General features: G+C 64.8%; 22 protein-coding genes. 16 read left to right on the top strand and 6 right to left on the bottom strand.

The window, feature by feature from the left end:
* The first annotated feature begins 127 nt into the window (after positions 1–127).
* The gene (gene topA, locus ACFFUC_RS00465) at positions 128–2,857 is read left to right on the top strand and encodes a type I DNA topoisomerase (protein WP_377682516.1); all 2,730 of its coding nucleotides are present in this window, start codon (positions 128–130) and stop codon (positions 2,855–2,857) included.
* A 91-nt stretch (positions 2,858–2,948) separates the two neighbouring features.
* On the opposite strand, the gene ACFFUC_RS00460 is transcribed toward topA, so the two are convergent.
* Positions 2,949–3,536 carry a LuxR C-terminal-related transcriptional regulator gene (locus tag ACFFUC_RS00460; RefSeq protein WP_377682514.1) on the bottom strand — a complete coding sequence of 196 codons (588 nt, stop codon included), beginning with the start codon at positions 3,534–3,536 and terminating at the stop codon, positions 2,949–2,951.
* A gap of 126 nt (positions 3,537–3,662) precedes the next feature.
* Between ACFFUC_RS00460 and ACFFUC_RS00455 the strand changes: the two genes are divergently transcribed.
* The 13 genes from ACFFUC_RS00455 to ACFFUC_RS00395 all read left to right on the top strand — a co-directional run bounded on the left by ACFFUC_RS00455 (position 3,663) and on the right by ACFFUC_RS00395 (position 15,976).
* On the top strand, positions 3,663–4,370 hold the full coding sequence (locus ACFFUC_RS00455) for a CoA transferase subunit A (RefSeq protein ID WP_377682512.1): 708 nt from the start codon (positions 3,663–3,665) through the stop codon (positions 4,368–4,370).
* Entirely contained in the window at positions 4,370–5,014 is a 645-nt protein-coding gene (locus tag ACFFUC_RS00450; RefSeq protein WP_377682510.1) for a 3-oxoacid CoA-transferase subunit B, read from the top strand. The genes ACFFUC_RS00455 and ACFFUC_RS00450 overlap by 1 nt, the downstream gene beginning before the upstream one ends.
* Before the next feature lie 150 nt (positions 5,015–5,164).
* Positions 5,165–5,728: a hypothetical protein gene (locus tag ACFFUC_RS00445; RefSeq protein ID WP_377683585.1), complete on the top strand. Its 564-nt coding sequence runs from the start codon at positions 5,165–5,167 to the stop codon at positions 5,726–5,728.
* A 136-nt stretch (positions 5,729–5,864) separates the two neighbouring features.
* The gene (gene ybgC, locus ACFFUC_RS00440) at positions 5,865–6,254 is read left to right on the top strand and encodes a tol-pal system-associated acyl-CoA thioesterase (protein WP_377683583.1); all 390 of its coding nucleotides are present in this window, start codon (positions 5,865–5,867) and stop codon (positions 6,252–6,254) included.
* Between the two features lie 134 nt (positions 6,255–6,388).
* Positions 6,389–7,084: a protein TolQ gene (gene tolQ, locus ACFFUC_RS00435; protein ID WP_377682508.1), complete on the top strand. Its 696-nt coding sequence runs from the start codon at positions 6,389–6,391 to the stop codon at positions 7,082–7,084.
* Position 7,085: 1 nt separating this feature from the next.
* Positions 7,086–7,538 carry an ExbD/TolR family protein gene (locus tag ACFFUC_RS00430; protein WP_377682506.1) on the top strand — a complete coding sequence of 151 codons (453 nt, stop codon included), beginning with the start codon at positions 7,086–7,088 and terminating at the stop codon, positions 7,536–7,538.
* 3 nt (positions 7,539–7,541) lie between these two features.
* Positions 7,542–9,122 (top strand): cell envelope integrity protein TolA, encoded by a 1,581-nt coding sequence (gene tolA, locus ACFFUC_RS00425; protein WP_377682504.1) that lies wholly within the window; start codon positions 7,542–7,544, stop codon positions 9,120–9,122.
* 62 nt (positions 9,123–9,184) lie between these two features.
* The gene (tolB, locus tag ACFFUC_RS00420) at positions 9,185–10,516 is read left to right on the top strand and encodes a Tol-Pal system beta propeller repeat protein TolB (protein ID WP_377682503.1); all 1,332 of its coding nucleotides are present in this window, start codon (positions 9,185–9,187) and stop codon (positions 10,514–10,516) included.
* A 22-nt stretch (positions 10,517–10,538) separates the two neighbouring features.
* Complete coding sequence (pal, locus tag ACFFUC_RS00415; RefSeq protein WP_377682501.1) at positions 10,539–11,060, top strand: peptidoglycan-associated lipoprotein Pal; 522 nt, start codon at positions 10,539–10,541, stop codon at positions 11,058–11,060.
* Entirely contained in the window at positions 11,060–12,073 is a 1,014-nt protein-coding gene (locus ACFFUC_RS00410) for a tetratricopeptide repeat protein (protein ID WP_377682499.1), read from the top strand. Before pal ends, ACFFUC_RS00410 begins: the two co-directional genes overlap by 1 nt.
* Complete coding sequence (gene tilS, locus ACFFUC_RS00405; protein WP_377682497.1) at positions 12,070–13,344, top strand: tRNA lysidine(34) synthetase TilS; 1,275 nt, start codon at positions 12,070–12,072, stop codon at positions 13,342–13,344. Before ACFFUC_RS00410 ends, tilS begins: the two co-directional genes overlap by 4 nt.
* A gap of 60 nt (positions 13,345–13,404) precedes the next feature.
* Positions 13,405–15,309 carry an ATP-dependent zinc metalloprotease FtsH gene (gene ftsH / locus ACFFUC_RS00400; RefSeq protein WP_377682495.1) on the top strand — a complete coding sequence of 635 codons (1,905 nt, stop codon included), beginning with the start codon at positions 13,405–13,407 and terminating at the stop codon, positions 15,307–15,309.
* 355 nt (positions 15,310–15,664) lie between these two features.
* Positions 15,665–15,976 (top strand): chorismate mutase, encoded by a 312-nt coding sequence (locus tag ACFFUC_RS00395; protein WP_377682493.1) that lies wholly within the window; start codon positions 15,665–15,667, stop codon positions 15,974–15,976.
* 48 nt (positions 15,977–16,024) lie between these two features.
* On the opposite strand, the gene ACFFUC_RS00390 is transcribed toward ACFFUC_RS00395, so the two are convergent.
* From ACFFUC_RS00390 to ruvC, 5 genes are read right to left on the bottom strand one after another with little or no spacing between them, the layout of a single operon-like run.
* The gene (locus tag ACFFUC_RS00390) at positions 16,025–16,453 is read right to left on the bottom strand and encodes a PaaI family thioesterase (RefSeq protein WP_377682492.1); all 429 of its coding nucleotides are present in this window, start codon (positions 16,451–16,453) and stop codon (positions 16,025–16,027) included.
* On the bottom strand, positions 16,446–17,474 hold the full coding sequence (ruvB, locus tag ACFFUC_RS00385) for a Holliday junction branch migration DNA helicase RuvB (RefSeq protein ID WP_377682490.1): 1,029 nt from the start codon (positions 17,472–17,474) through the stop codon (positions 16,446–16,448). Before ruvB ends, ACFFUC_RS00390 begins: the two co-directional genes overlap by 8 nt.
* Positions 17,471–18,316, bottom strand: a complete 846-nt coding sequence (locus tag ACFFUC_RS00380) for a M48 family metalloprotease (RefSeq protein WP_377682488.1) — start codon at positions 18,314–18,316, stop codon at positions 17,471–17,473. Before ACFFUC_RS00380 ends, ruvB begins: the two co-directional genes overlap by 4 nt.
* A gap of 8 nt (positions 18,317–18,324) precedes the next feature.
* Positions 18,325–19,017, bottom strand: a complete 693-nt coding sequence (gene ruvA, locus ACFFUC_RS00375) for a Holliday junction branch migration protein RuvA (protein WP_377682486.1) — start codon at positions 19,015–19,017, stop codon at positions 18,325–18,327.
* The gene (gene ruvC / locus ACFFUC_RS00370) at positions 19,014–19,508 is read right to left on the bottom strand and encodes a crossover junction endodeoxyribonuclease RuvC (RefSeq protein ID WP_377682484.1); all 495 of its coding nucleotides are present in this window, start codon (positions 19,506–19,508) and stop codon (positions 19,014–19,016) included. The genes ruvA and ruvC overlap by 4 nt, the downstream gene beginning before the upstream one ends.
* Positions 19,509–19,627: 119 nt before the next feature.
* Here ruvC and ACFFUC_RS00365 point away from each other — a divergent pair, with 119 nt between their 5' ends.
* Both ACFFUC_RS00365 and ACFFUC_RS00360 read left to right on the top strand, forming a co-directional pair.
* On the top strand, positions 19,628–22,453 hold the full coding sequence (locus tag ACFFUC_RS00365) for a monovalent cation/H+ antiporter subunit A (protein ID WP_377682482.1): 2,826 nt from the start codon (positions 19,628–19,630) through the stop codon (positions 22,451–22,453).
* Entirely contained in the window at positions 22,453–22,836 is a 384-nt protein-coding gene (locus tag ACFFUC_RS00360) for a Na+/H+ antiporter subunit C (RefSeq protein ID WP_377682481.1), read from the top strand. The genes ACFFUC_RS00365 and ACFFUC_RS00360 overlap by 1 nt, the downstream gene beginning before the upstream one ends.

The following is a 22,836-nucleotide window of genomic DNA, read 5'->3' as shown; positions in this document are numbered from 1 at the left end:
CGAGATGCGGCGGGGGCTTCGCGCCCCCGTACCCCCGCGGGATATTGTTACATGAAAGACGGGCAGCGTTGACAGTTGCCGGTCGCGTGCCCATTTTCGCAGGCCGAATCATCTCGAAGGAATTTTCATGCCCGTCGTCGTCGTAGAATCTCCGGCAAAGGCCAAGACGATCAACAAATATCTGGGTGATGATTATACCGTTCTCGCCTCTTTCGGCCATGTGCGTGACCTTCCGCCCAAGGACGGCAGCGTCGATCCCGATGATGATTTCGCCATGAAGTGGGAGGTGGCTGCCGACAGCCGCAAACATCTCAAGGCGATCAAGGACGCGCTTGCGGGCGACCAGAACCTGATCCTCGCCACCGACCCCGATCGCGAGGGCGAGGCGATTTCGTGGCATTTGCTCGAGGCTCTGGCACCGGCGCTCAAGAAGGGTGCCGAGGTCAACCGCGTGACCTTCAACGCCATCACCAAGAATGCCGTGACCGAGGCAATGGCCAATCCGCGCCGGATCGACCAGCCCTTGGTCGATGCCTATCTCGCACGACGGGCGCTGGATTATCTGGTGGGCTTCAAGCTTTCGCCGGTGCTGTGGCGCAAATTGCCCGGCGCGAAATCGGCGGGCCGCGTCCAGTCGGTCGCCTTGCGCATCATTGTCGACCGCGAGATGGAGATCGAGGCGTTCAAACCGCGCGAATACTGGTCGGTCCATGCCCGCCTCGCGACGCCGCGCGGCGACGAGTTCGATGCGCAGATGGTGGTTTTCGGCGGGCAGAAGCTCGAGCGTTTCGATCTGGCCAATGCCGAACAGGCCCAGCTGGCGGTCGCTGCCTTGTCCTCGCGCGATTTGCGGGTCTCGAGCGTGGCGGCAAAGCCCGCGAGCCGCAATCCCTGGCCGCCCTTCATGACCTCGACGCTCCAGCAGGAGGCGAGCCGCAAGCTCGGCCTTGGCGCGCGGGCCTGCATGTCGGCGGCGCAGCGTTTGTACGAGGCCGGGCTCATCACCTATATGCGGACCGACGGCATCGATATGGCCCCAGAGGCCGTGATGGCGGCGCGCGATGCGATCAAGGCGCGGTTCGGCGAGAATTACGTCCCCAAATCGCCGCGCATGTACAAGAACAAGGCCAAGAATGCGCAGGAAGCGCATGAATGTATCCGTCCGACCGATATGATGCTGTCGCCCGACAAGCTGCGGATCTCGGAAAAGGACCAGAAGGCGCTTTACGATCTGATCTGGAAGCGCACGCTGGCGAGCCAGATGGAAGCCGCCCGCATGGAGCGCACGACCGTCGAGATCGGCTCGGCCGACGGGCAGGTCGGTCTGCGCGCCAATGGTCAGGTCATGCTCTTTGACGGCTTCCTCAAGGTCTATGACCAGGGGCTCGACGACGACGAGGGCGAAGACAGCGCCCGTCTGCCCCAGATCGCCGAGGGCGAGGCCACGGCCAAGCGCTCGGTCACGCCCGAGCAGCATTTCACCCAAGCCCCCCCGCGCTATACCGAGGCCACGCTGGTCAAGCGCATGGAGGAATTGGGGATTGGACGCCCGTCCACCTATGCCTCGATCGTGACGACGATTCAGGACCGCGACTATGTGCGCAAGGACAAGAACCGCCTGATCCCTGAGGACAAGGGGCGGCTGGTCACGGTTTTCCTCAAGACCTATTTCCCGCGCTATGTGAGCTATGATTTCACTGCGGATCTCGAAGGCGAGCTCGACGAGATCAGCGCCGGCGATATGGCCTACCGCGATGTGTTGCGCCGGTTCTGGCGCGATTTCTCGGCGGCGCTCGAAGATACCAGCGAGCTGCGCATCTCCGAGGTGTTGACTGCGATCGACGAGGCTTTGGCGCCTGCGCTTTATCCTCCGCGTGCGGATGGCGGTGATCCGCGCGAATGCCCGCTGTGCCATGTCGGCAAGCTGCATCTCAAGACCGCGCGTTCGGGCGGGGCCTTTGTCGGCTGCACCAACTATCCCGCCTGCCGCTTCACCCGTCCGATCGGCGGGCCGGAGGGCGAGGTCGTCGGCGATCTGATCCTCGGCTACGACAACGACGAGGCGATCAGTCTGAAGAACGGTCGTTTCGGCCCCTATGTCCAGCGCGGCGAGGCCACCGAAGACGTGCCGAAACCGCCGCGTGCCTCGGTTCCCAAAAGCTGGGAGCTCTCTTCGGTCGATCTGCAGCGCGCGCTGGATCTGCTCGCGTTGCCGCGCGAAATCGGGCCGCATCCCGAGGATGGCGAGCCGGTTCTGGCGGGGATCGGGCGCTTCGGGCCCTTCGTCAAACACGGCACGAAATATGCCAACCTGCCCGATGTCGACGAGGTTTTCATCGTCGGCATGAACCGCGCGGTCGAGGTTCTGGCCTCCAAACAGGTGCGTGGCCGCGCTGCTGCTGCGGCACCGTTGAAAGAGTTGGGCGAGCATCCCGAAGGCGGGCCGATCCAGGTCATGGCGGGACGCTACGGACCCTATGTCAAATGGGGCAAGGTCAATGCGACCTTGCCGCGTGATGTGGAGCCTGCCGATCTCGGTCTGGAACAGGCTTTGGAGCTGATCGCGGCCAAGGCGTCGAAGGGCGGCAAGAAGACGGCGGCGAAAAAGCCTGCCGCCAAGAAGGCCGCGACCGGCAAGCCTGCGGCGAAGAAGGCCGCGGCCAAGACCACGACCAAAACGGCGGCCAAGAAGCCTGCGGCAAAGAAAACCGCGGCCAAGGCGGATGCCGAAGCGGTTGACGGGGCGGTCGAGGGGGCCGAGGCCAAGCCTGCGAAAAAGCCCGCCGCGAAAAAGCCTGCGGCCAAGAAGGCTCCGGCCAAGAAAGCCGCCGCGCCAGCCGGTGATGCCGACGCGTAATCGCGGACAATCGAGACAAAGCGGAAGGGTCGGGGCAATGCTCCGGCCCTTTTTCGTTTTCGGGTATTTAAGTGATGAAGAAAGCGGGCGCTCAGCCCGCTTCGAGGTTGAGCAGCGCGCGGACCAGCTCGGGGCCGTTTCTGACCTCCATCTTGCGCATCATATTGGCGCGGTGAACCTCGATCGTGCGGGGCGAGCGGCCGAGGGCCTGCGCGATTTCCTTGCTGGTCATGCCGTTGACCAGATAGGTCGCGATGAGCTTTTCGGTCGCGGTCAGCATCGCTCCGAAAGAGGGCGCGGGCGGCGAGGGGCTTTCGAGCGGCGCATAGCTCCAGACCGCGAGCCGGAAGGGATCGCTGCGGTCGAGCGTATGGCCGCGGCCCTCCATCCAGACGATCTGGCCGTTCTTGCGCCGCATCAGCCGCTCGTCGCGGCACAGGCTGTCTTGCGCGAAGGCCTGAAGCGCGCGCTCGCCGATCTGTTCGAAATCGGTCTGGCCGGGGTAGAGCAGGCGGATCGACTTGCCCTCGATCTCGGACGGGTGCCAGCCGAAGACGCGCTCGACCATCGCGCTGGCACGCATCACGATCCGGTTCGACAGAACCAGCGTCGCCACGGGGGCATGAAGAAAGCCCAGGCTTTCGGCGTCGCCGGCGGGCATCGGGGAAGGGGGCGGCATCGGGCCAATCCGTTACTTAGGCAGTTAAGTATTCCTACGTATGGTGCGGCGGCTTGCAACCCTGCAAAGTTAACCATTGGCGGGTGGGGAGACCCGCAATGGGGATTTCAGCAAAGAGTGGGGTCGATGGGTAAGAAGGTCTATGGCAGCGCCGAAGAAGCGCTAGAGGGTCTTGTGCATGACGGGATGCTGATCGCGGCCGGTGGCTTCGGTCTTTCGGGCATTCCCGAGCTTCTGATTGCGGCTTTGTGCAAATCGGGCGTGAAGGGGCTGACGGTCGCCTCGAACAACGCGGGCGTCGACGATTTCGGTTTGGGCCTGCTCTTGCAGACGCGCCAGATCAAGAAGATGATTTCGTCCTATGTCGGCGAAAACGCGGAATTCATGCGCCAGTATCTGTCGGGCGAGCTGGAACTGGAGTTCAACCCGCAGGGCACTTTGGCCGAGCGTCTGCGTGCAGGCGGAGCAGGCATTCCGGGCTTTTATACCAAGACCGGCGTCGGTACCGTGATCGCCGAGGGTAAAGAGCACAAGGATTTCGACGGCGAGACCTATATCCTCGAACGCGGCATCGTCGCCGATCTCGCCATCGTCAAGGGCTGGAAAGCCGACGAATCGGGGAACGTGATTTTCCGCAAGACCGCGCGCAACTTCAACGTGCCCGCCGCGAAAAGCGGTCGCGTCTGCGTCTGCGAGGTCGAAGAGATCGTCCCGACCGGCTCGCTCGATCCCGATGCGATCCACCTGCCGGGGATCTATGTCCACCGCCTGATCCAGGGTCCGCATGAAAAGCGCATCGAACAGCGCACGACCCGCAAGAAGGAGACCGCGTAATGTCCGATGTCATCAAGGGCTGGGACCGCAACCAGATGGCCGCCCGCGCCGCGCAGGAGCTGCAGGACGGCTGGTACGTGAACCTCGGGATCGGCATTCCGACGCTGGTCGCGAACTATATTCCCGATGGCGTCGAAGTGACGCTGCAATCGGAAAACGGCATGCTCGGGATCGGGCCCTTCCCCTATGAGGGCGAGGAAGACCCCGACCTGATCAACGCGGGCAAGCAGACCGTGACCGAGCTGCCCCAGACCGCCTATTTCGACAGCGCCGAAAGCTTTGCCATGATCCGTGGCGGCAAGATTGCCATGGCGATCCTCGGCGCGATGGAAGTGGCGGAAAACGGCGATCTCGCGAACTGGATGATCCCGAAAAAGCTGGTCAAGGGCATGGGCGGCGCGATGGATCTCGTCGCGGGGGTCAAGCGCGTGGTCGTGGTCATGGACCACACCAACAAGGCGGGCGAATCCAAGGTCCTCAAGGCCTGCACCCTGCCGCTGACCGGCAAGGCGGTGGTGAACCGCATCGTGACCAACCTTGGTGTGCTCGATGTGGTCGAGGGTGGTCTCAAGATCGTCCAGATCGCCGATGGCGTGACCGAGGCCGAGCTGCGCGCCGCCACCGAAGCCACCATCGTCGGCTGAGCCGGAACGCGAAAGGGGCCGCGCCGGGGCGCAAACATCGCTCTCCGGGGGCAGGGCAAAGGGGAGCTGACGCTCCCCTTTCGTCTTTCGCGGCTTCCACCCGCTGCCGATTTTGTGCATGACAGGCGCGCAAAACAGGATATCGACGTGATGACACTCGAAGAAATCGCCGCGCTTTTCACCCGTGACGGCCAGTATTTCTGCGCCAAATGGGCCCGCCCCGTTGCTCCGGTGGTCTTTGGTCTGGCCGACGAAAGCCTCGTGATCTTTCGCGATGTGGTCTCGGCGGTCCTGCGCGACATCCGTCAGCCCATGATGGAAACCGACCCCGAGATGGGTGCGAATTTCATGGTCTTTTTCCTGCGCGACTGGGCCGAGATGGATGCGGTCCCCGACCTCGTCGAGCTGACGGGGCAAAGCGATCTCGGCGCGCGCCTCGCCGCGCGACAGGCCGAGGAATACCGCCTCTTCCGCTTCGACGCCGACGGCTCGATCCGCTCCTGCCTGACCTTCCTCAATATGGGCACGCGTCTGGCCCAAGCACATCCCGCGCAGCTGGCCGAAACCGTGGCCGTGCGCGCGCTGCTGACCTTCGCGACCGAGGTGAATGCGACCCCCGCTCTCGCCGCCTTGTTGCGCGCGGCCTATGATCCGGCGCTTCCCGTCGTCGCCAGGGATCCCTCGCATGCCTTGCGGCTGGCGGCGCGGCTCTAACCTTCTCTTTCATGGGGGAAATATCCTCCGGGGGAGGCCGCCGTTCAGGTGGCCGGGGGTGGAAAACCCCCGCTGCGACCGCCAAGCTGCTGTGCAAAGCAATGCCTCGATTGCCGATGACGAAAGGAAATCCGCCATGCATCTCTTCGAGACCCGCGTCTATTACGAAGACACCGACCTTGCCCGCATTGTCTATTACGCAAATTACCTGAAATTCATCGAGCGCGGTCGGTCGGAATGGCTGCGCGATCTCGGGCTGGATCAGGCGGCGCTCAAACGCGAGGGCACGGCTTTCGCCGTCCGCCATCTCGAGGCCGATTACATCAGCCCCGCGCGCTACGACGATCTTTTGTCGGTCGAGACGCGCCTTGCCGGCATGACGCCCGCGCGGCTCACCGTCGAGCAAGAGGTCAAACGCGGCGGGCAGCTGCTTTTCAGCGCCAAAGTGACGCTTGTTTGCATCAATGACGCCGGTCGTCCGGTCCGCCTGCCGCAGGCGCTTGTCGCGCGCGTTGCGGCGACGTAACTGCACAACCGACGCGGGCAAGATCACCCCGGGATCAAGGCATTGTGTAAGGCAGGGCGGCTGACCCTCTGGTAAAGCCCTGTTAACAAGCCGAGCAACGGCAACTTATGAGCCAAATACAGGCAGGCAGTGATATGGACCCCATTCTCGGCGCAGCGCAGCCGCTCGATTTCTCGCTGATCGCGCTTTTCAGCAACGCCTCTCCGACCGTCAAAATCGTCATGCTGATGCTGATCGTGGCCTCGTTCTGGGCCTGGGCGATCATCATCCAGAAATTCATCACCTTTGCTGCCGCCAAGCGCGATGCGGACAAATTCGACCGGGCCTTCTGGTCGGGGCAACCGCTCGACGATCTTTTCGACCGCATCGGCGACAATCCCAAAGGCGCTTCGGAGCGCATCTTTTCGGCAGGCATGCTCGAATGGCGCCGCAGCCACCGCGATGACGGCGGGCTGATCGCGGGCGCCTCATCGCGCATCGACCGCGCCATGAGCGTGGCGATCGGGCGCGAAAGCGACCGGCTGACCCGCGGCCTCAGCTACCTTGCCACCGTCGGCTCGACCGCGCCCTTCATCGGGCTTTTCGGCACCGTCTGGGGCATCAAGATCGCCTTCGAGGAAATCGCGCTGTCGCAGAATACCAGTCTCGCCGTTGTGGCGCCCGGTATTGCCGAAGCGCTGATCGCGACCGCGCTCGGCCTTTTGGCGGCGATTCCTGCGGTGGTTTTCTACAACAAGCTCTCGACCGATTCCGACCGCATCATCGGCAATTACGAAAGCTTCGCCGACGAATTCTCGACCATCCTCTCGCGTCAGTTGAACGAGGAATAAGATGGGCGGCGGCGTCATGAAAAAATCGGGTAGACGCGGATCGCGGCGGCGCAGCCAGCCGATGGCCGAGATCAACGTCACGCCTTTCGTCGATGTCATGCTGGTGTTGCTGATCGTCTTCATGGTCGCGGCACCGATGCTGACGGTGGGCGTGCCGCTCGAGCTGCCGCGCACTGCGGCGCAAGCCGTGCCTGCCGAACAGGAAGAGCCGCTGACCGTTTCGATCACGACCGATGGCCCGCTGATGATGATGACGAGCGAGGTTCCCGAAGAAGAACTCATCACCCGCCTGCGCGCGGTTGCCGAGGAACGCCAGAGCGACAAGATCTATCTGCGTGCCGATGGGGCGATTCCCTATGCCCGCGTGATGGAGGTCATGGGCGCGCTCAATGCCGGCGGCTTCCACAATATCGTTCTGGTCACCGAAACGGGTGGCCCGCGGATGGACGGCTAGATCATGGATCGTTCGGATCGCATCGGCGCTTGGATCTCGGGGGTCGCCCATGTCAGTCTGATCGGCTGGGCGGCGATCGGGGGCGCGTTTTTCCGTCCCCAGCCGCTCGAGGCGATCCAGATGACCGAGGTCTCGACCATGTCCGAGGCCGAGTTCCAGGCGATTGCAGCCGCTGCAGCAGGGGCGGGTCCGGTCGGGGCCAGTGCCGCGAGCACGCCGGCGCAGCCGCGACCGCCCTCGGAGGAATCCGTTCTTGGTGCCCCCGAGGCCGAATCCGCGCCTTCGCCGGCGCCCGAGGCCACGACCTTGCCCTCGCCGGTCGATAGCGCCGAGGCCCGTCCCGATCTGAGCGATCTGGCGCAAAGCGCGCGGCCGCAAAGCCTTGCGACCGTCGCGCCCCAGCCGCAGCAGCCCGAGCAATCGACCGAGATGGCCGCGCTGCCGCAGACCTCCGAGCGGCCCAATACCGCCAACCGCCCCGAGGCCGTCCAGCCGCCGCGCTCGAGCTTGGCACCGACGGATTCCGCGCGTCCGCATGCGCGCCCCGAGGGTCTGGCCGAGGCTGCCCGCGCCCGCCGTCAGGCCGCTGCCGCTGCGGCTGCCGCCGCTCAGGCGGAGCGTGAACAGGTTCTGGCCCGCGAGGCCGAAGCCGCCGCCGAAGCCCGCGCCAGCGCCAACCGCGAACAGGCTGCCGCCGCCGAGCGTGCCGATCGCGAGGAAGAGGCCAAACGCGCCGCCGCTGCCGAACGGGCCGCCGAAGAACGCGCGGCAGAACGCGCCGCCGAACGGGCCGAGCAGGCTGCCGCCGACAAGGCCGCCGCCGCGAAAGACGCCGAGAAGGCAGCCGAGAGAGCCGCAGAAAAGGCCGAAGCCGACAAAGCGGCCGCAGATCGTGCCGCCGCTGCCGAACGCCGCGCCGCCGCTGCCGCCGAGGCCGAAAAGGCCGAGAAGGCCGCTGCCGAAAAAGCGGCCGCAGCAGAAAAGGCCGCAGCCGAGAAGGCCGAGGCCGAAGCCAAGGCCAAACGCGAGGCCGAGGCAAAGGCTGCTGCAGAAAAAGAAGCGGCCGAAAAGCGCGAAGCCGAGGCCAAGGCCAAGAAAGAGGCCGAACAGGCCGCAGCCGAAGCCAAAGCCCGCGAAGAGGCCGCTGCCGAGCGCAAGGCCAAGGAAGCCGCCGAAGCCAAGGCCGCCAAGGAAGCCGCCGAGAAACAGGCCGCCGGATCGGGCGGCTCGGGCGGAGGTGGCGCTGCCGCGAACGGCCCGCCGCTCAGCCAGGGCGAGAAGGACGGCTTCCGCGTCGCCGTCGAGGCCTGCTGGAACCGCGGATCGCTCTCGACCGAAGCCAGCGAAACCAAAGTCTCGATCGCCTTCTCGATGGGGCAGGACGGCAAGGTCGACAAAGGCTCCCTGCGCATGCACAGCCATTCGGGCGGCTCTGATGCCGCAGCGAAACAAGCCTATGAGGCTGGACGTCGTGCTATCCTCATGTGCGAAAAAGGCGGCTATAATCTGCCGTCCGAAAAATATAATCGCTGGAAAGACGTCATCATCGACTTCAACCCTTCCGGTTCCGCTCGGATCCAGTAAGGGCATGACGGTGACCACCCAGAACCAGTATCCTGTGACCAAGACCGCAAAAGAGACGTTTCATGTTTCGTAAACTGCTTGTATCGACTGCCGTTTCCGTTATCGCGGCTCTGACCGCGCTGCCTGCCGTGGTGCAGGCGCAGGACGGGCCGCTCCGTATCGAGATCACCGATGGCGTGATCGAGCCGATGCCGATCGCCATCGCGCCCTTCCAGGATGAAGGCGGTGCGGGTCAATATCTCGATCAGGTTCAAAAGCTGATCGCGGCCGATCTGACCGGCACCGGGCTTTTCCGCGAAATTCCGGCAAGCGCGCATATCTCGCGTCCGGCAAGCTTCGATGCGCCCATCGCCTATGACGACTGGAAGGCGATCAACGCTCAGGCGCTGGTCACCGGAGCGGTCAGCGTGCAGGGCGGCAAGGTCGTGGTGAAATTCCGCCTCTTCGACGTCTTCTCGGGTCAGCCTCTCGGCGACGGGATGCAGTTCGATGCCGGCACCGGCAACTGGCGTCGCGCGGCCCATAAGGCGGCCGATCAGGTCTATGCCCGCCTGACCGGCGAAAAGCCCTATTTCGACAGCCGCGTGACTTTCGTCTCCGAGACCGGCCCGAAAAACGCCCGCCTCAAGCGCATCGGCATCATGGATTACGACGGGGCGAACCCGCGCTGGATGACCGATGATTCCGCGCTGGTGCTGGCGCCGCGCTTCTCGCCGGACGGCAACCGCATCCTTTACACCTCTTATGCCTCGGGCTTCCCGAAGGTCATGGTGATGGATGTCAACAGCCTCGCCTCGCGCTCGCTCGGCGAACAGCAGGGCACGATGAGCTTCTCGCCGCGCTTCTCGCCCGACGGGCGCTGGATCGTCTATTCGCTCGAGCAGAACGGCAATACCGACATCTACCAGATGGATGCCTCGAGCGGCGCGCAGCGCGCGCTGACCAACGCGCCCTCGATCGAAACCTCGCCGAGCTTCAGCCCCGACGGCAAGCAGATCGTCTTTGAAAGCGACCGTTCGGGCTCGCCCCAGCTCTATATCATGGGCGCGAACGGCGGCGAGCCGCGCCGGATCAGCTTTGGCGACGGCCGTTACGGCACGCCGGTCTGGTCGCCGCGCGGCGATCTGATCGCCTTCACGCGCCAGGTCGGAGGCCGTTTCCATATCGGCGTCATGCGCACCGACGGCTCGCAAGAGAAAATGCTGACTGAATCGTTCCTTGACGAGGGCCCGACTTGGGCCCCCAATGGCCGCGTCGTGATGTTCACGCGGTCCAGCTCGGGCGATTCCGGCCAGTCGACGCTGCATTCCGTAGACATCACCGGGCGCAATATGCGACCCGTTCAATTCAATGGCGCGGCCTCGGACCCGAACTGGGGGCCGCTGCTGCCGTAAAAGGTTCGCGATGGATATGTCGATGAAGAAAATCACCAAACTCGCCGTGGTCTGCATGGTTCTGGGCCTTGCCGCCTGCTCCAAGCCGCAGGGCGCGATGGTCAACGACCCCTATGCCGGAGGCGCCGGCGGCGCCGGTGCGGGCGGGGTCGGGACCGGCGTGCTGGGCGGGCCGAACAGCCCCGAATATTTCCGCACGACCGTTGGCGATACCGTCAACTTCATGCTCGACCAGTCGACCCTGACCCCCGAGGCGCGCACGACCCTTGCCGGTCAGGCGCAATGGCTGGGGCAGAACCCCTCCTATACCGCGGTTATCGAGGGTCACGCTGACGAGCAGGGCACGCGCGAATACAACATCGCCCTCGGCGCGCGCCGCGCCAGCTCGGTTCAGGAATACCTGATCTCGCAAGGCGTGCAGGCCGGACGTCTGCGCACGGTCAGCTACGGCAAAGAGCGCCCGCTGGCGATCTGCTCGACCGAGGATTGCTACACCAAGAACCGTCGTGCCGTGACCGCGCTGAGCGCGGGGGCAGGCAGCTGATGCGCAGCCTTCTGCTCGCGGCAGGACTGGCGCTTTTCGGCTTCTCCGCTTCGGCGCAGGATGCCGGATCGCTGGCCGATATCCGCACGGAACTGGGGCAGCTGACCAGCGATCTGCAATCGCTGCGCGCCGAGCTGGTCGCTTCGGGTCCGGCGGGCTTTCAGGCGGCGGGTGGCGATAGCGCCATCGACCGCATGAATGCGATGGAGGCGCGTCTGGCGCAGCTCACCGGCCAGACCGAACAGCTCCAGAACCGCATCGACCGCGTGGTCCGCGACGGGACCACCCGCATCGGCGACATCGAGTTCCGCCTGTGCGAAATGGAGGAGGGCTGCGATCTCGGCTCTCTGACCACGCCGACGCTTGGCGACCAGAACGGAGGGGCGGCGCTGCCCCCCTCCAACCAGTCGGGCATGTTGACCGGAGGGGCGGCCACCCGCCCCGCCACCCCTGCGGCAGGGGCTGCAACCAAAGCAGAGCAAGCCGATTTCGACCGGGCCCGGGAGGTGCTCGGTCAAGGTGACTTTCGTCTTGCTGCGGACCTCTTCGCGGCCGTCGCCAAAACCCATGCAGGCGGTCCGCTAACCGCCGAAGCCCTGTTCCTGCGCGGCGCGGCACTTGATAGCGCGGGCGATCTCGAAGGTGCGGGCGCGGCATGGCTGGAAAGCTTCGCCGCCAATCCGAACGGGCCTCAGGCCCCTGACGCGCTTTTGGGCCTGTCGCGGGCCGAAGCCACCACGGGTGATGCCAAGAACGGCTGCCCCTTCCTTCTCGAAATTTCCGTCCGTTTCCCCGATGCACCGCAAGCGTCCGAGGCTGCAAAGCGCCTTGAAGCGGTCGGCTGCGAGGTCTTTGATCCCGCCGATATCGTCATCGACGACAGCATGACCGATCCCGCCGCAACCGGCACCGACATGCAGGCCGAGGACATGACCGATCCCGAGGCCGCCTTCGACGAAGCCGATATGCTGGACTTCGGCGATTCCGTGCAAGACCACCCCCCCGTCGAATGAGCGATCTCCTGCGCGCGCGGGTCGAGGCCGAACTGGACCGGCTCGCCGGTGATTTCGGCCGTATCGGCATCGCCTTTTCGGGTGGTGGCGATTCTGCGGCGCTTCTGCATCTCGCCGCGCGATGGCGTCAGGGCCGCGTGGTCATGGCCGCGACCGTCGATCACGGCCTGCGCCCCGATTCGCTTGCCGAGGCGGAGGCGGCGGGCGACACGGCCCGCACATTGGGCCTGTCCCACAGCATTCTGCATTGGCAGCGCGGGCCGGAAGACCGCGCCAATCTCATGGCTGCGGCCCGCGATGCGCGGCTGCGCCTTTTGGCGGATTGGGCGCGCGAACATGCGCTCGAGGCCGTTTTGCTCGGCCATACGCTCGATGATCAGGCCGAGACATTCCTGATGCGGCTCGCACGCGGGGCGGGGGTCGATGGTCTCTCGGCCATGGCCGACCACCGCGAAAGCGAAGGCATGGTCTGGCTGCGCCCGTTGACGGGCTGCGGACGGCAGGAGCTGCGCGACTGGCTCGCGCGGCAGGGCATCGGCTGGGTCGACGATCCCTCGAACGACAATACCGCTTTCGAGCGGGTGCGGATGCGCAAGGCCTTGGAAATGCTCGGGATCGCGCCGGAAAGTTTTGCCACCAGCGCCCGCAACCTCGCCTCGGCCCGTCAGGCACTGCAAGAGATCGCGGTCCGGACCGCCGCAGGGGCGGAGGTGGCCTCGGGCAGCCTCGCCCTGCCGCTCCAGCCATTTCTGGCCGCCCCCTCCGAGATCCGCCGCCGTCTTCTGGTCGCGGCGTTGCGCTGGATGAACGGGCAGGAATACCCTGCGCGCCGCGACAAGATCGCCCATGCGCTCGATGCGGTGGGCATGGGACGCAAGGTGACGCTGGAGGGGTCGATCCTTATGCCCGATGCGCAGTGGCTGCGCCTGATCCGCGAGCCCGCCGCCGCCGCCCGCGCGCCGGCCGCGCCGCTGGATGCGCAGGGCCGCGCGGAATGGGACGGGCGCTGGAGCGTCGAGGTCGCGGCACCGGATGCGGGGCAGGAACTGCGCGCCTTGGGTCACGACGCCCTCAATGCGTTCGACTGGCGCGCGGCCGGTTTGGGCTTTGACGAGGCCGCCTCTTTGCCCGCGCTTTGGCAGGGCCAGCGGCTGATTGCCGCACCGATCGCGCAAAAGGAGCGCCCGTCGGGGCCGCCAAACCCGCCGGATGTGCATTTTCGCCCCCTGCGCGGGCCTTTGCATTTGCGTGGTTTGCTCTTCTCTCATTGAACCCCGCGCCGGAATCCCTATTTTCAGAGACAAGCAATCATTCCCGCGGAGGATATGCCTTTGGGCAATGCGCGTAATATCGCCTTCTGGGTGGTCCTGTTCTTGATGATCCTGGCGCTGTTCAATCTGTTCAGCGACGGCGGCAGCCAGATGAGCAGCCGGCAGATCAGCTATTCCGACTTCATTCAACGCGTGGATAACGACCAGATTTCCAATGTCATCATCGACGGGGAACGGATCGGTCTGACGACGAAAGACGGCTCGCAATTCACCACCATCCGTCCGCAGGGCGAAGAGGTGGCCGACCGCCTGATCGGCAAGGGGGTCGATGTCCGCGTCGAGGCGCAGCAGCAATCGGGCTTCATGTCGATGCTCGGCGTCTGGCTGCCCTTCATCCTGCTGATCGGCGTCTGGATCTTCTTCATGAACCGCATGCAGGGCGGCGGCAAAGGCGGCGCGATGGGCTTTGGCAAATCGCGCGCCAAGCTGCTGACCGAAAAGCACGGCCGCGTGACCTTCGATGATGTCGCAGGCATCGACGAGGCCAAGGAAGAGCTGGAAGAGATCGTCGAATTCCTGCGCAACCCGCAGAAATTCAGCCGTCTTGGCGGCAAGATCCCCAAAGGCGCGCTGCTGGTCGGCCCTCCGGGTACCGGTAAGACCCTGCTTGCCCGCGCCATCGCCGGCGAGGCGGGCGTGCCCTTCTTCACCATCTCGGGCTCGGATTTCGTCGAGATGTTCGTGGGCGTCGGCGCCAGCCGCGTGCGCGACATGTTCGAGCAGGCCAAGAAATCGGCCCCTTGCATCGTCTTCATCGACGAGATCGACGCCGTGGGCCGCGCCCGTGGTGTCGGCATCGGCGGCGGCAATGACGAGCGCGAGCAGACGCTGAACCAGCTTCTGGTCGAGATGGACGGTTTCGAAGCCAATGAAGGCATCATCATCGTCGCCGCGACCAACCGCAAAGACGTGCTTGATCCCGCGCTGCTGCGTCCGGGCCGTTTCGACCGCCAGATCTATGTCGGCAATCCCGATATCAAGGGCCGCGAAAAGATCCTCAACGTCCATGCCCGCAAGGTTCCGCTGGGGCCGGATGTCGATCTGCGCATCATCGCGCGCGGCACGCCCGGTTTCTCGGGTGCGGATCTGATGAACCTTGTCAACGAGGCCGCGCTGATGGCCGCCCGTATCGGTCGCCGCTTTGTCGCGATGGACGATTTCGAGAATGCCAAGGACAAGGTCATGCTGGGGGTCGAGCGCCGCTCGATGGTGCTGACGCCCGAGCAGAAGGAAAAGACCGCCTATCACGAGGCCGGCCATGCCGTTGTCGGTCTGGCTTTGCCGAAATGCGATCCGGTCTACAAGGCCACGATCATTCCGCGCGGCGGTGCCCTTGGCATGGTCGTCAGCTTGCCCGAGATGGACAAGCTGAACTACCACAAGGACGAGGCCAAGCAGAAGATCGCCATGACAATGGCCGGCAAGGCCGCCGAAATCCTCAAATACGGCGAGGAGGGCGTCTCGAACGGTCCGGCGGGCGATATCCAGCAGGCATCGGCTCTGGCACGCGCCATGGTGATGCGTTGGGGCATGTCCGACAAGGTCGGCGCCATCGACTATGCCGAGGCGCATGAGGGCTATTCGGGCAATACGGCGGGCTTCTCGGTCAGTGCCTCCACCAAGGAGCTGATCGAGCAGGAAGTGCGTGACCTGATCGAAAACGGCTATCAGGAAGCACGCCGCATCCTGATCGAACGCGAGGTCGAATTCGAGCGCATGGCCAAGGGGCTTCTGGAATACGAAACCCTGACCGGCGACGAAATCGCCAAAGTTCTGCGTGGCGAGGCTCTGGGCGGCGACGACGATACGCCCAGCTCGTCGATCCCCTCGGTCGGCTCGACCCCCAAGGTCGACGCGACGCGCGGCGGGGTTGCTCCCGATGCCGCGGCCCAGCCGCAAGGCTGAGCAGGGCGCGCGACAAACAAGAACCCCGGCCATTGGCCGGGGTTTTTCTTTGGCCCCCAAGCAGTCGGGGCCGGATGTGGGTCGGCATCTAAAGCACCAGCAAAAGCGCCGCGCCCAGAACCAGACCAAGGCCGAAGCCCAACGAGATCACAATGCCTGCTGCGTTCATCCTCTTTCCTCCTGATCCGGCAGCCCTGACCTCCCCCATGACACCAATTGGTTAGCGAATCGTTAGTGCAAGCCAGCACTTTCGCGGGCGCGGCCTTTGGCGGCGGCGGGTTGCGGCGGAATTGATACAGCGGGTTTCGCTGCCTCAGGGCTTGCTCCGGCCCTTGCGACGGTGCATCTGATAGGCATGAGCACCGATCCGATCCTCCCCGCCTCCTCGCGCATGCATGATCTGCGTGCACGCATCGACGCGCTGGACGTGCGTCTCGTCGCGCTTTTGGCCGAGCGTTCGCAGCTGATCGACGAGGCTGCCCAGATCAAGTTGCGCGAAGTTCTGCCCGCACGCATCCATTCCCGCGTCGAGGAAGTCGCGATGAATGCGCGCCGCAACGCCGAGGCCGGAGGGTTCGACCCCGATCTCGCAGAGAAACTCTGGCGCGTGATGATGGAGCATTTCATCGCGCAGGAGGACCGCGTCCTTCTGGGCAAGGACGACTAGGGCCGATCCGCCGCGAAGCGTCTGGCTGAAGCTGCTCCCGCTTCCTGATCAGACCGGAATCATCGTCCCCTGCAGCATGGCGACATGTTTGCGCCCGCTTGCGGTTTCGGCCCAGACATCGGCGGCGACCACCATGATGCGTCGCCCCGGGCGGATGACGCGGCCCTCGGCCACCAGACGGTCGCCGACCGCAGGCGACATCAGGTTGATCTTCATCTCGACCGTCATGACCTCGGCCCCCTCGGGCATCAGCGTCAGCGCGGCATAGCCCGCAGCACTGTCGCCAAGCGAGAAGGCCAGCCCCGCATGGGCCGCGCCCTGCTGTTGCAGGACGGTGGGCAGGATCGGCGCGGTGATCACGCAGCGCCCCGCCCCGACCTCGGCCATCGAGGCGCCCAAGGTCTCCATCATGGTCTGGCGGCCGAAGCTGTCGCGGATGCGGGCTATGGTCGCGGGGCTGGTGGTCTGGTCACTCATCGAACAAGGTCTCCTGCTGGCTGCGCGGCGCCTCGATGCCGAGGTGACGCCAGCCCTTATGCGCCAGCATCCGCCCGCGCGGGGTGCGTGCGACGATGCCCTGCTGCAACAGATAGGGCTCGATCACTTCCTCGATCGCATCGCGGCTTTCGGACATGGCGGCGGCGAGGGTCTCGACGCCCACCGGCCCGCCGCCGTAATTCTCGGCCATCAGCGACATGTAGCGCCGGTCGGCCCCGTCGAGACCGAGATCGTCGACACCGAGACGCGTCAGCGCCAGATCGGCGATTTCGCGCGTCAGATGACCGTTGCCTTCGACCAGAGCGAAATCGACGACGCGGCGCAACAGGCGGCCCGCGATGCGCGGCGTGCCGCGGGCGCGGCGGGCGATTTCCATCGTGCCGTCGGGATCGGCCTCGATCTGCATCAGCCGCGCGCCGCGGCGCACGATCAGGTCAAGCTCGGGGATGGTGTAGAACTGGAGCCGCGTCGGAATGCCGAAACGGTCGCGCAAGGGCGTGGTGAGCATACCCAGACGCGTGGTCGCACCGACCAGCGTGAAGGGTTGCAGCTCGATGCGGACGGTGCGGGCGGCAGGGCCTTCGCCGATCAGAAGGTCCAGCTCGAAATCCTCCATCGCGGGATAGAGCACCTCTTCGACCGCGGGGTTCATGCGGTGGATCTCGTCGATGAACAAAACGTCGCGCGCTTCGAGATTGGTCAGGATCGCCGCGAGATCGCCCGCCCGCGCCAGAACCGGCCCCGAAGTCATCTTGAAATTCACCCCAAGCTCGCGCGCCATGATCTGGGCCAGCGTGGTCTTGCCGAGACCGGGCGGGCCGTGGAACAAAGTGTGGTCCATCGCCTTGCCGCGGATGCGCGCACTTTCGATGAAGACGCGCAGATTGGCGCGGGCTTCGGCCTGACCGACGAAATCTTCAAGCTTCTGCGGACGCAGGGCGCGATCCTCGTGATCGCCTTCCATCGGCTCGGGGCGCAGGGTCGGGTCGGGCTGGCTCATCGCGCCATCGCCTGCAATCTGGCGATCCGGTCTTCGGTCGCGGGATGGGTCGCGAACAGCTTGTCGGCGCGCAAGGCATGAAGCGGGTTGATGATGAACATGGCCGAGGAGGCGGGATTGCGCTCGGCCGGAACATTGACGGTGCGCCCCGCCATGGTCGCGATTTTCGCAAGCGCCGAAGCCAGCGCCAAGGGCTTGCCCGAGATCAGCGCGCCCTCGCGGTCGGCCTCGTATTCGCGGGTGCGCGAGACCGCCATCTGGACCAGACCCGCCACGATCGGGGCAAGGATCATCGCGATAATCCCGCCGAAGGCGCTGCCCTGATTGTCGCGATTGCCGCCGCTCATGCCCGAAAACATCAGCATATTACCCAGCATCGAAATCGCGCCCGCCATTGTCGCGGTGACGGTCATGGTCAGCGTGTCGCGGTTCTTGATATGGGCCAGCTCATGCGCGATCACCCCCGCCAATTCGTCGCGGTTGAGGGTTTGCAGCAGCCCTTGGGTCACGGCGACGGCGGCATTGTTCGGATCGCGGCCGGTCGCGAAAGCATTGGGCTGGTCGGTTTGCAGGATGTAAAGCGCGGGCATCGGCAGGCGGGCGTTCTGCGCAAGACGGGCGGTCATGTCGAACAGCTCGGGTGCCTGCGGGCGGGTGATCAGCACGGCGTCCTGTTGGCGCAGGATCGCCTTGTCGCTGTTCCACCATGCCCAGAGGTTACCCGCTCCGGCAAAGACCAGCGCCAGAACCATGCCGCCGGTGCCGCCGATCAGATGGCCAAGCCCCATCAGCAGCGCCGTCATCACGGCCATCAGGATGAATGTGCGGATATTGCCTTGCATGTTTCCCTCTATTCCTTGGGCGCAAGTGCCCGCAATGCGGCGCGGATCAGGGTCGAGGTTGTGGCGGCGGGCTCCGCCCCCGAGGCCTGCGCGACGGCAGCGGCAGCCTCGGCCGGCGCATAGCCGAGGTTCGACAATGCCGAAAGCGCCTCGGCCGCGGCCATGGCGGCCTGCGCCTGTGCCGCTTGTTCAGCCGAGGGGGCCGCGCGCGATTTGGCGGGCTTTGCGGCGGGGGCGGCATCCGCCTCGATCACCACGGGGCCGGTATCGACGGTCAGGCTGGCCCCCATCGCCATGATCGAGGGCGCTTTGTCCTTGAGTTCCAGGACGATACGCTGTGCGAGCTTCGGGCCGACCCCCGGCGATTTGCGCACCGCCGCCGAATCGCCAAGCGCGATCGAGCGCCCGATCCCCTCGGGGCCGAGCGTGCCGAGAATGGCCATCGAGACCTTCGCGCCTACCCCTTGGACCGAGGTCAGCAGCTTGTGCCATTCCTTTTCGAGCATGGTGGTAAAGCCGAAAAGCTGAAGCAGATCCTCGCGCACCACCAGCTCGGTATAAAGTGCCGCCGCCTCGCCCACGGGGGGCAGGCTTGCGGCCGTGCGTTCGCTGACATGGACGATATAGCCCACGCCGCGCACGTCGATCAGGACATGATCCATCCCGCGATGGATGATGATTCCCGCAATTCTTCCAATCATGACGCTACCTTGATCCGGATGGACCGTCCTTGGATATGATGGGCGTGGCATATTGCCACGGCAAGGGCATCGGCGGCATCGGGTCCGGCAAGGACCACGCCGGGCAGCTGGAAGCGGACCATATGCTGGACCTGCTCTTTCGCGGCATGGCCGACGCCGACCACGGTTTTCTTGACCGCATTGGGGGCATATTCGCCGATCGGCAGGCCGGCTTCGGCAGGCGCGAGCAAAGCGATCCCGCGTGCCTGACCAAGTTTCAGCGTGCCCACCGCATCCTTGTTTACAAAGGTTTGCTCGACCGCCGCAGCGGTGGGGGCATGTTCGGCGATGACCGCGCGCAGCCCGCGATAGAGCACGACCAGCCTCTGCGCGAGATCCCCTTGATCGGAATGGATGATTCCATTGGCGATATGGCGCAGACGGGGGCCGTCGACGGAAATCACACCCCAACCCATATTGCGCAGTCCCGGATCGATCCCGAGGATGATCATGCCTCTATCCTTTTTGCTCAGGGCTAGCACGAAAGGCGAACATCGCCTAGCGCCTTTTCTGTTTTGGTTGACAAGCAGGCCCCCCCCTTGGAAAACCCCAAGCAATCGAAAGAGGTGACATGTCTCCAGCCCTGATTGCATTGCTTCCGTTTTTCGGCGCGCTCCTGCCGGGATTGTTGATCCGTTCGGGTCGAGACGTTGCGGCTTTGGCCTGCGGAGCGGTGACGCTGACGGCGCTGATCGGGCTTTGCGTCCAGATCCCCGCGGTGCTGGCGGGCGGCGTGGTCGAAACGCGGCTGGACTGGATCCCGAGCCTTGGGCTGAACGCCAATTTCCGCATTGACGGGCTGGGGCTTTTGTTCGGGATCCTCATCCTCGGGATCGGGCTTTTGATCATCACCTATGCGCGCTTTTACCTCTCGCGCAAGGATCCGGTCGGGCAGTTCTACACCTATCTGATGCTGTTCCAGGGCGCGATGATGGGGATTGTCCTTTCCGACAACATCCTGCTTTTGCTGGTCTTCTGGGAGCTGACCTCGCTTTCCTCCTTCCTGCTCATCGGCTATTGGAAGCACCTGCCCGAGGGGCGTCAGGGCGCGCGCATGGCCCTGACCGTGACCGGCCTCGGCGGGCTGGCGATGATCGGGGGGATGATGATCCTCGGGAGTATCGCGGGCAGCTACGACATTTCGCAGATCCTGACCCAGCGCGAGGCCATTCAGGCGAGCCCGCTTTACACGCCCGCGCTGATCCTGATCCTTCTGGGCGCTTTCACCAAATCGGCGCAATTCCCTTTCCATTTCTGGCTGCCGCGCGCCATGGCCGCGCCCACGCCGGTCTCGGCCTATCTGCATTCGGCGACGATGGTGAAGGCGGGGATTTTCCTGCTCGCGCGGCTCTGGCCGGTGCTGTCGGGGACGGATCTGTGGTTCTGGCTGGTTGGCGGTGCGGGGCTGATCACGATGGTGATCGGCGCTTTCATCGCGATTTTCCGCGACGATCTGAAATCGCTTCTGGCCTATTCGACCGTCTCGCATCTCGGCCTGATCACCATGCTTTTGGGCATGGGCACGATCGACGGGGTGACGGCGGCGATTTTGCACATCATCAACCACGCGACCTTCAAGGCGGCCCTGTTCATGGTCGCGGGCATTGTCGATCACGAGACCGGCACGCGCAGCATCAAACGCCTCGGCGGGCTGGCGCGACTGATGCCGGTGACCTTCGTCATGGCGCTGATTGCGGGGCTGTCGATGGCGGGGTTCCCGCCGCTCAACGGCTTCCTGTCGAAAGAGCTGATGCTGGAAGAGGCCGTCTCGACCAGCCCGTCGGTCATGTGGATCGCGACGCTCGGCGCGCTGTTCTCGGTCTGCTATTCGCTGCGGCTGATCTGGGCGACCTTCATGGGCCCCGAGCGTCACGATTACCCCCAACATCCCCATGATCCGGGCATCGGCCTTTGGGGTCCGCCCGCGCTTTTGGTGGTGCTGGTGGTGCTGATCGGGCTGCTCTCGAACACGATGATCGGCTGGCTGCTCGAGGCCAGCGCCTCGGCCACCGCCGGCGAGGCGCTCCATCCCCATCTCGCGCTCTGGCACGGTTTCACCACTGCGTTCAAACTGTCGCTGCTGGCGATTGCGGGCGGGGCGGTTCTGGTCGTCCTTTATCGCCCCTTCGCGGCCTTCCATCGCGCCATGCCCCATCCCGATGCCAAAGCGATGTTTGATGCGGTCTTCAAGGGTGCATCGGTCGCGGCCAATCTGGTCACGGACCGCCTCACCAACGGCTCGATGGGGCGCGCTTTGGCCGCTTTCCTGCTGACGGTGCTGGCCTGTGGCGCCTATGCCTGGTCGAGCGGCAATCCGGGGCAGGGCATGCGTCCGATGCTGCCGGTCCAGCCGGTCGCGCTGACCGGTTGGTTCCTGCTCGTCGCGGGCAGCCTTGCGCTTGGCTGGCTCCACCACCGCCGGCTGCTGGCTTTGGTCGTGATCTCGATCGTCGGGCTGATCGCCTCGGGGGCCTTCATCTATCTTTCCGCGCCCGATCTCGCGCTGACCCAGATCTCGGTCGAGGTCGTCACGGTGATCTTGATGGTGCTGGCGCTGAACTTCCTGCCCAAGACCACGCCGGCCGAGACCTCGCAGCGCAAGCGCGGCTTCGATGCCTTCCTTGCCGTGCTGGTGGGGCTTGGTTTCGGCGGGCTGGCCTATGCGATCATGCGTCGCGATTTCGCCTTCCCGACCATCGCCGACTACATGCTCGAGAACAGCTACAAACTCGGCGGCGGCACCAATGTCGTCAACGTCATCCTCGTGGACTTCCGCGGTTATGATACCTTCGGCGAGATCACCGTGCTGGGTATCGCGGCGCTTGCGATTTTTGCTTTGACCGAAACCCTGATGCGCGGCGAAGGCGCCCGCCGCATGCGTGCGCGTCTGCCCGATGCGGGCCGTTCTGGCGATATCCATCCGCTGCTTCTGACGGTGCTGACGCGGATGATCCTGCCGCTGACGCTGGTCGTGGCGCTTTACATGTTCCTGCGCGGCCACAACTCGCCGGGCGGCGGCTTTGTCGCCGCACTGATCACCTCGGTCGCGCTGGTGATGCAGTACATGGCCTCGGGCTACACTTGGGCGCAGGAGCGCCAGAAGATCCCCTATCACACGCTGATCGGTCTGGGCGTCGCCTCGGCCGCGATCACGGGGATCGGGGCGTGGTTCGTGGGCATGCCCTTCCTGACCTCGGCCTACGGCTATGTGAAACTGCCCTTCATCGAGGAATTCGAGCTGGCGACTGCAATGGGCTTCGACCTCGGCGTCTATCTTTGCGTCGTGGGCGCGGTGATGCTGGCGCTGAACTCGCTCAGCCGCATCGCGCGGATGTCGGCGGGCGTCAGGGTCCCCAGCACCGAACAGCCGAAAGCCAAGCCGGAGGGCCAGCACTGATGGAAATCCTTGTCGCAACCGCGATCGGCGTGATGTCCGCCGTGGGCACCTATCTGATCCTGCGCCGCCGTGCTTTTCCGGTCATCCTCGGGATGACGATGTTCAGCTATTCGATCAACCTGTTCCTGTTCTCGACCGGCAGGCTGGTGGTGAATGCGCCGCCGATCCTGACCAAAGGCGTCGAGACCTATACCGACCCGCTGCCGCAAGCGCTGGTTCTGACCGCGATCGTGATTTCCTTCGGGATGACGGCCGTCACCGTGATGATGTCGCTTGGCGCGTTCATCACCGGCGGAGACGACCGCATCGACATGCCCGCATCCGATCTGCGCCCCGAGCCGAAAGCCGTAGCCCGAGCCGGGAAGAAGGGGGATCAGGCATGA

This window comes from Paracoccus cavernae (genome assembly GCF_042430175.1).
Classification (GTDB): domain Bacteria; phylum Pseudomonadota; class Alphaproteobacteria; order Rhodobacterales; family Rhodobacteraceae; genus Paracoccus; species Paracoccus cavernae.
This window is presented reverse-complemented; position numbering and strand designations above follow the sequence as displayed.

What these genes read in the sequence shown, in the direction of transcription:
- topA (WP_377682516.1), top strand. Translation starts at nt 128, where the DNA reads ATGCCCGTCGTCGTCGTAGAATCTCCGGCAAAGGCCAAGACGATCAAC.
- ACFFUC_RS00460 (WP_377682514.1), bottom strand. Translation starts at nt 3,536, where the DNA reads ATGCCGCCCCCTTCCCCGATGCCCGCCGGCGACGCCGAAAGCCTGGGC.
- ACFFUC_RS00455 (WP_377682512.1), top strand. Translation starts at nt 3,663, where the DNA reads ATGGGTAAGAAGGTCTATGGCAGCGCCGAAGAAGCGCTAGAGGGTCTT.
- ACFFUC_RS00450 (WP_377682510.1), top strand. Translation starts at nt 4,370, where the DNA reads ATGTCCGATGTCATCAAGGGCTGGGACCGCAACCAGATGGCCGCCCGC.
- ACFFUC_RS00445 (WP_377683585.1), top strand. Translation starts at nt 5,165, where the DNA reads ATGACACTCGAAGAAATCGCCGCGCTTTTCACCCGTGACGGCCAGTAT.
- ybgC (WP_377683583.1), top strand. Translation starts at nt 5,865, where the DNA reads ATGCATCTCTTCGAGACCCGCGTCTATTACGAAGACACCGACCTTGCC.
- tolQ (WP_377682508.1), top strand. Translation starts at nt 6,389, where the DNA reads ATGGACCCCATTCTCGGCGCAGCGCAGCCGCTCGATTTCTCGCTGATC.
- ACFFUC_RS00430 (WP_377682506.1), top strand. Translation starts at nt 7,086, where the DNA reads ATGGGCGGCGGCGTCATGAAAAAATCGGGTAGACGCGGATCGCGGCGG.
- tolA (WP_377682504.1), top strand. Translation starts at nt 7,542, where the DNA reads ATGGATCGTTCGGATCGCATCGGCGCTTGGATCTCGGGGGTCGCCCAT.
- tolB (WP_377682503.1), top strand. Translation starts at nt 9,185, where the DNA reads ATGTTTCGTAAACTGCTTGTATCGACTGCCGTTTCCGTTATCGCGGCT.
- pal (WP_377682501.1), top strand. Translation starts at nt 10,539, where the DNA reads ATGAAGAAAATCACCAAACTCGCCGTGGTCTGCATGGTTCTGGGCCTT.
- ACFFUC_RS00410 (WP_377682499.1), top strand. Translation starts at nt 11,060, where the DNA reads ATGCGCAGCCTTCTGCTCGCGGCAGGACTGGCGCTTTTCGGCTTCTCC.
- tilS (WP_377682497.1), top strand. Translation starts at nt 12,070, where the DNA reads ATGAGCGATCTCCTGCGCGCGCGGGTCGAGGCCGAACTGGACCGGCTC.
- ACFFUC_RS00395 (WP_377682493.1), top strand. Translation starts at nt 15,665, where the DNA reads ATGAGCACCGATCCGATCCTCCCCGCCTCCTCGCGCATGCATGATCTG.
- ACFFUC_RS00390 (WP_377682492.1), bottom strand. Translation starts at nt 16,453, where the DNA reads ATGAGTGACCAGACCACCAGCCCCGCGACCATAGCCCGCATCCGCGAC.
- ruvB (WP_377682490.1), bottom strand. Translation starts at nt 17,474, where the DNA reads ATGAGCCAGCCCGACCCGACCCTGCGCCCCGAGCCGATGGAAGGCGAT.
- ACFFUC_RS00380 (WP_377682488.1), bottom strand. Translation starts at nt 18,316, where the DNA reads ATGCAAGGCAATATCCGCACATTCATCCTGATGGCCGTGATGACGGCG.
- ruvA (WP_377682486.1), bottom strand. Translation starts at nt 19,017, where the DNA reads ATGATTGGAAGAATTGCGGGAATCATCATCCATCGCGGGATGGATCAT.
- ruvC (WP_377682484.1), bottom strand. Translation starts at nt 19,508, where the DNA reads ATGATCATCCTCGGGATCGATCCGGGACTGCGCAATATGGGTTGGGGT.
- ACFFUC_RS00365 (WP_377682482.1), top strand. Translation starts at nt 19,628, where the DNA reads ATGTCTCCAGCCCTGATTGCATTGCTTCCGTTTTTCGGCGCGCTCCTG.
- ACFFUC_RS00360 (WP_377682481.1), top strand. Translation starts at nt 22,453, where the DNA reads ATGGAAATCCTTGTCGCAACCGCGATCGGCGTGATGTCCGCCGTGGGC.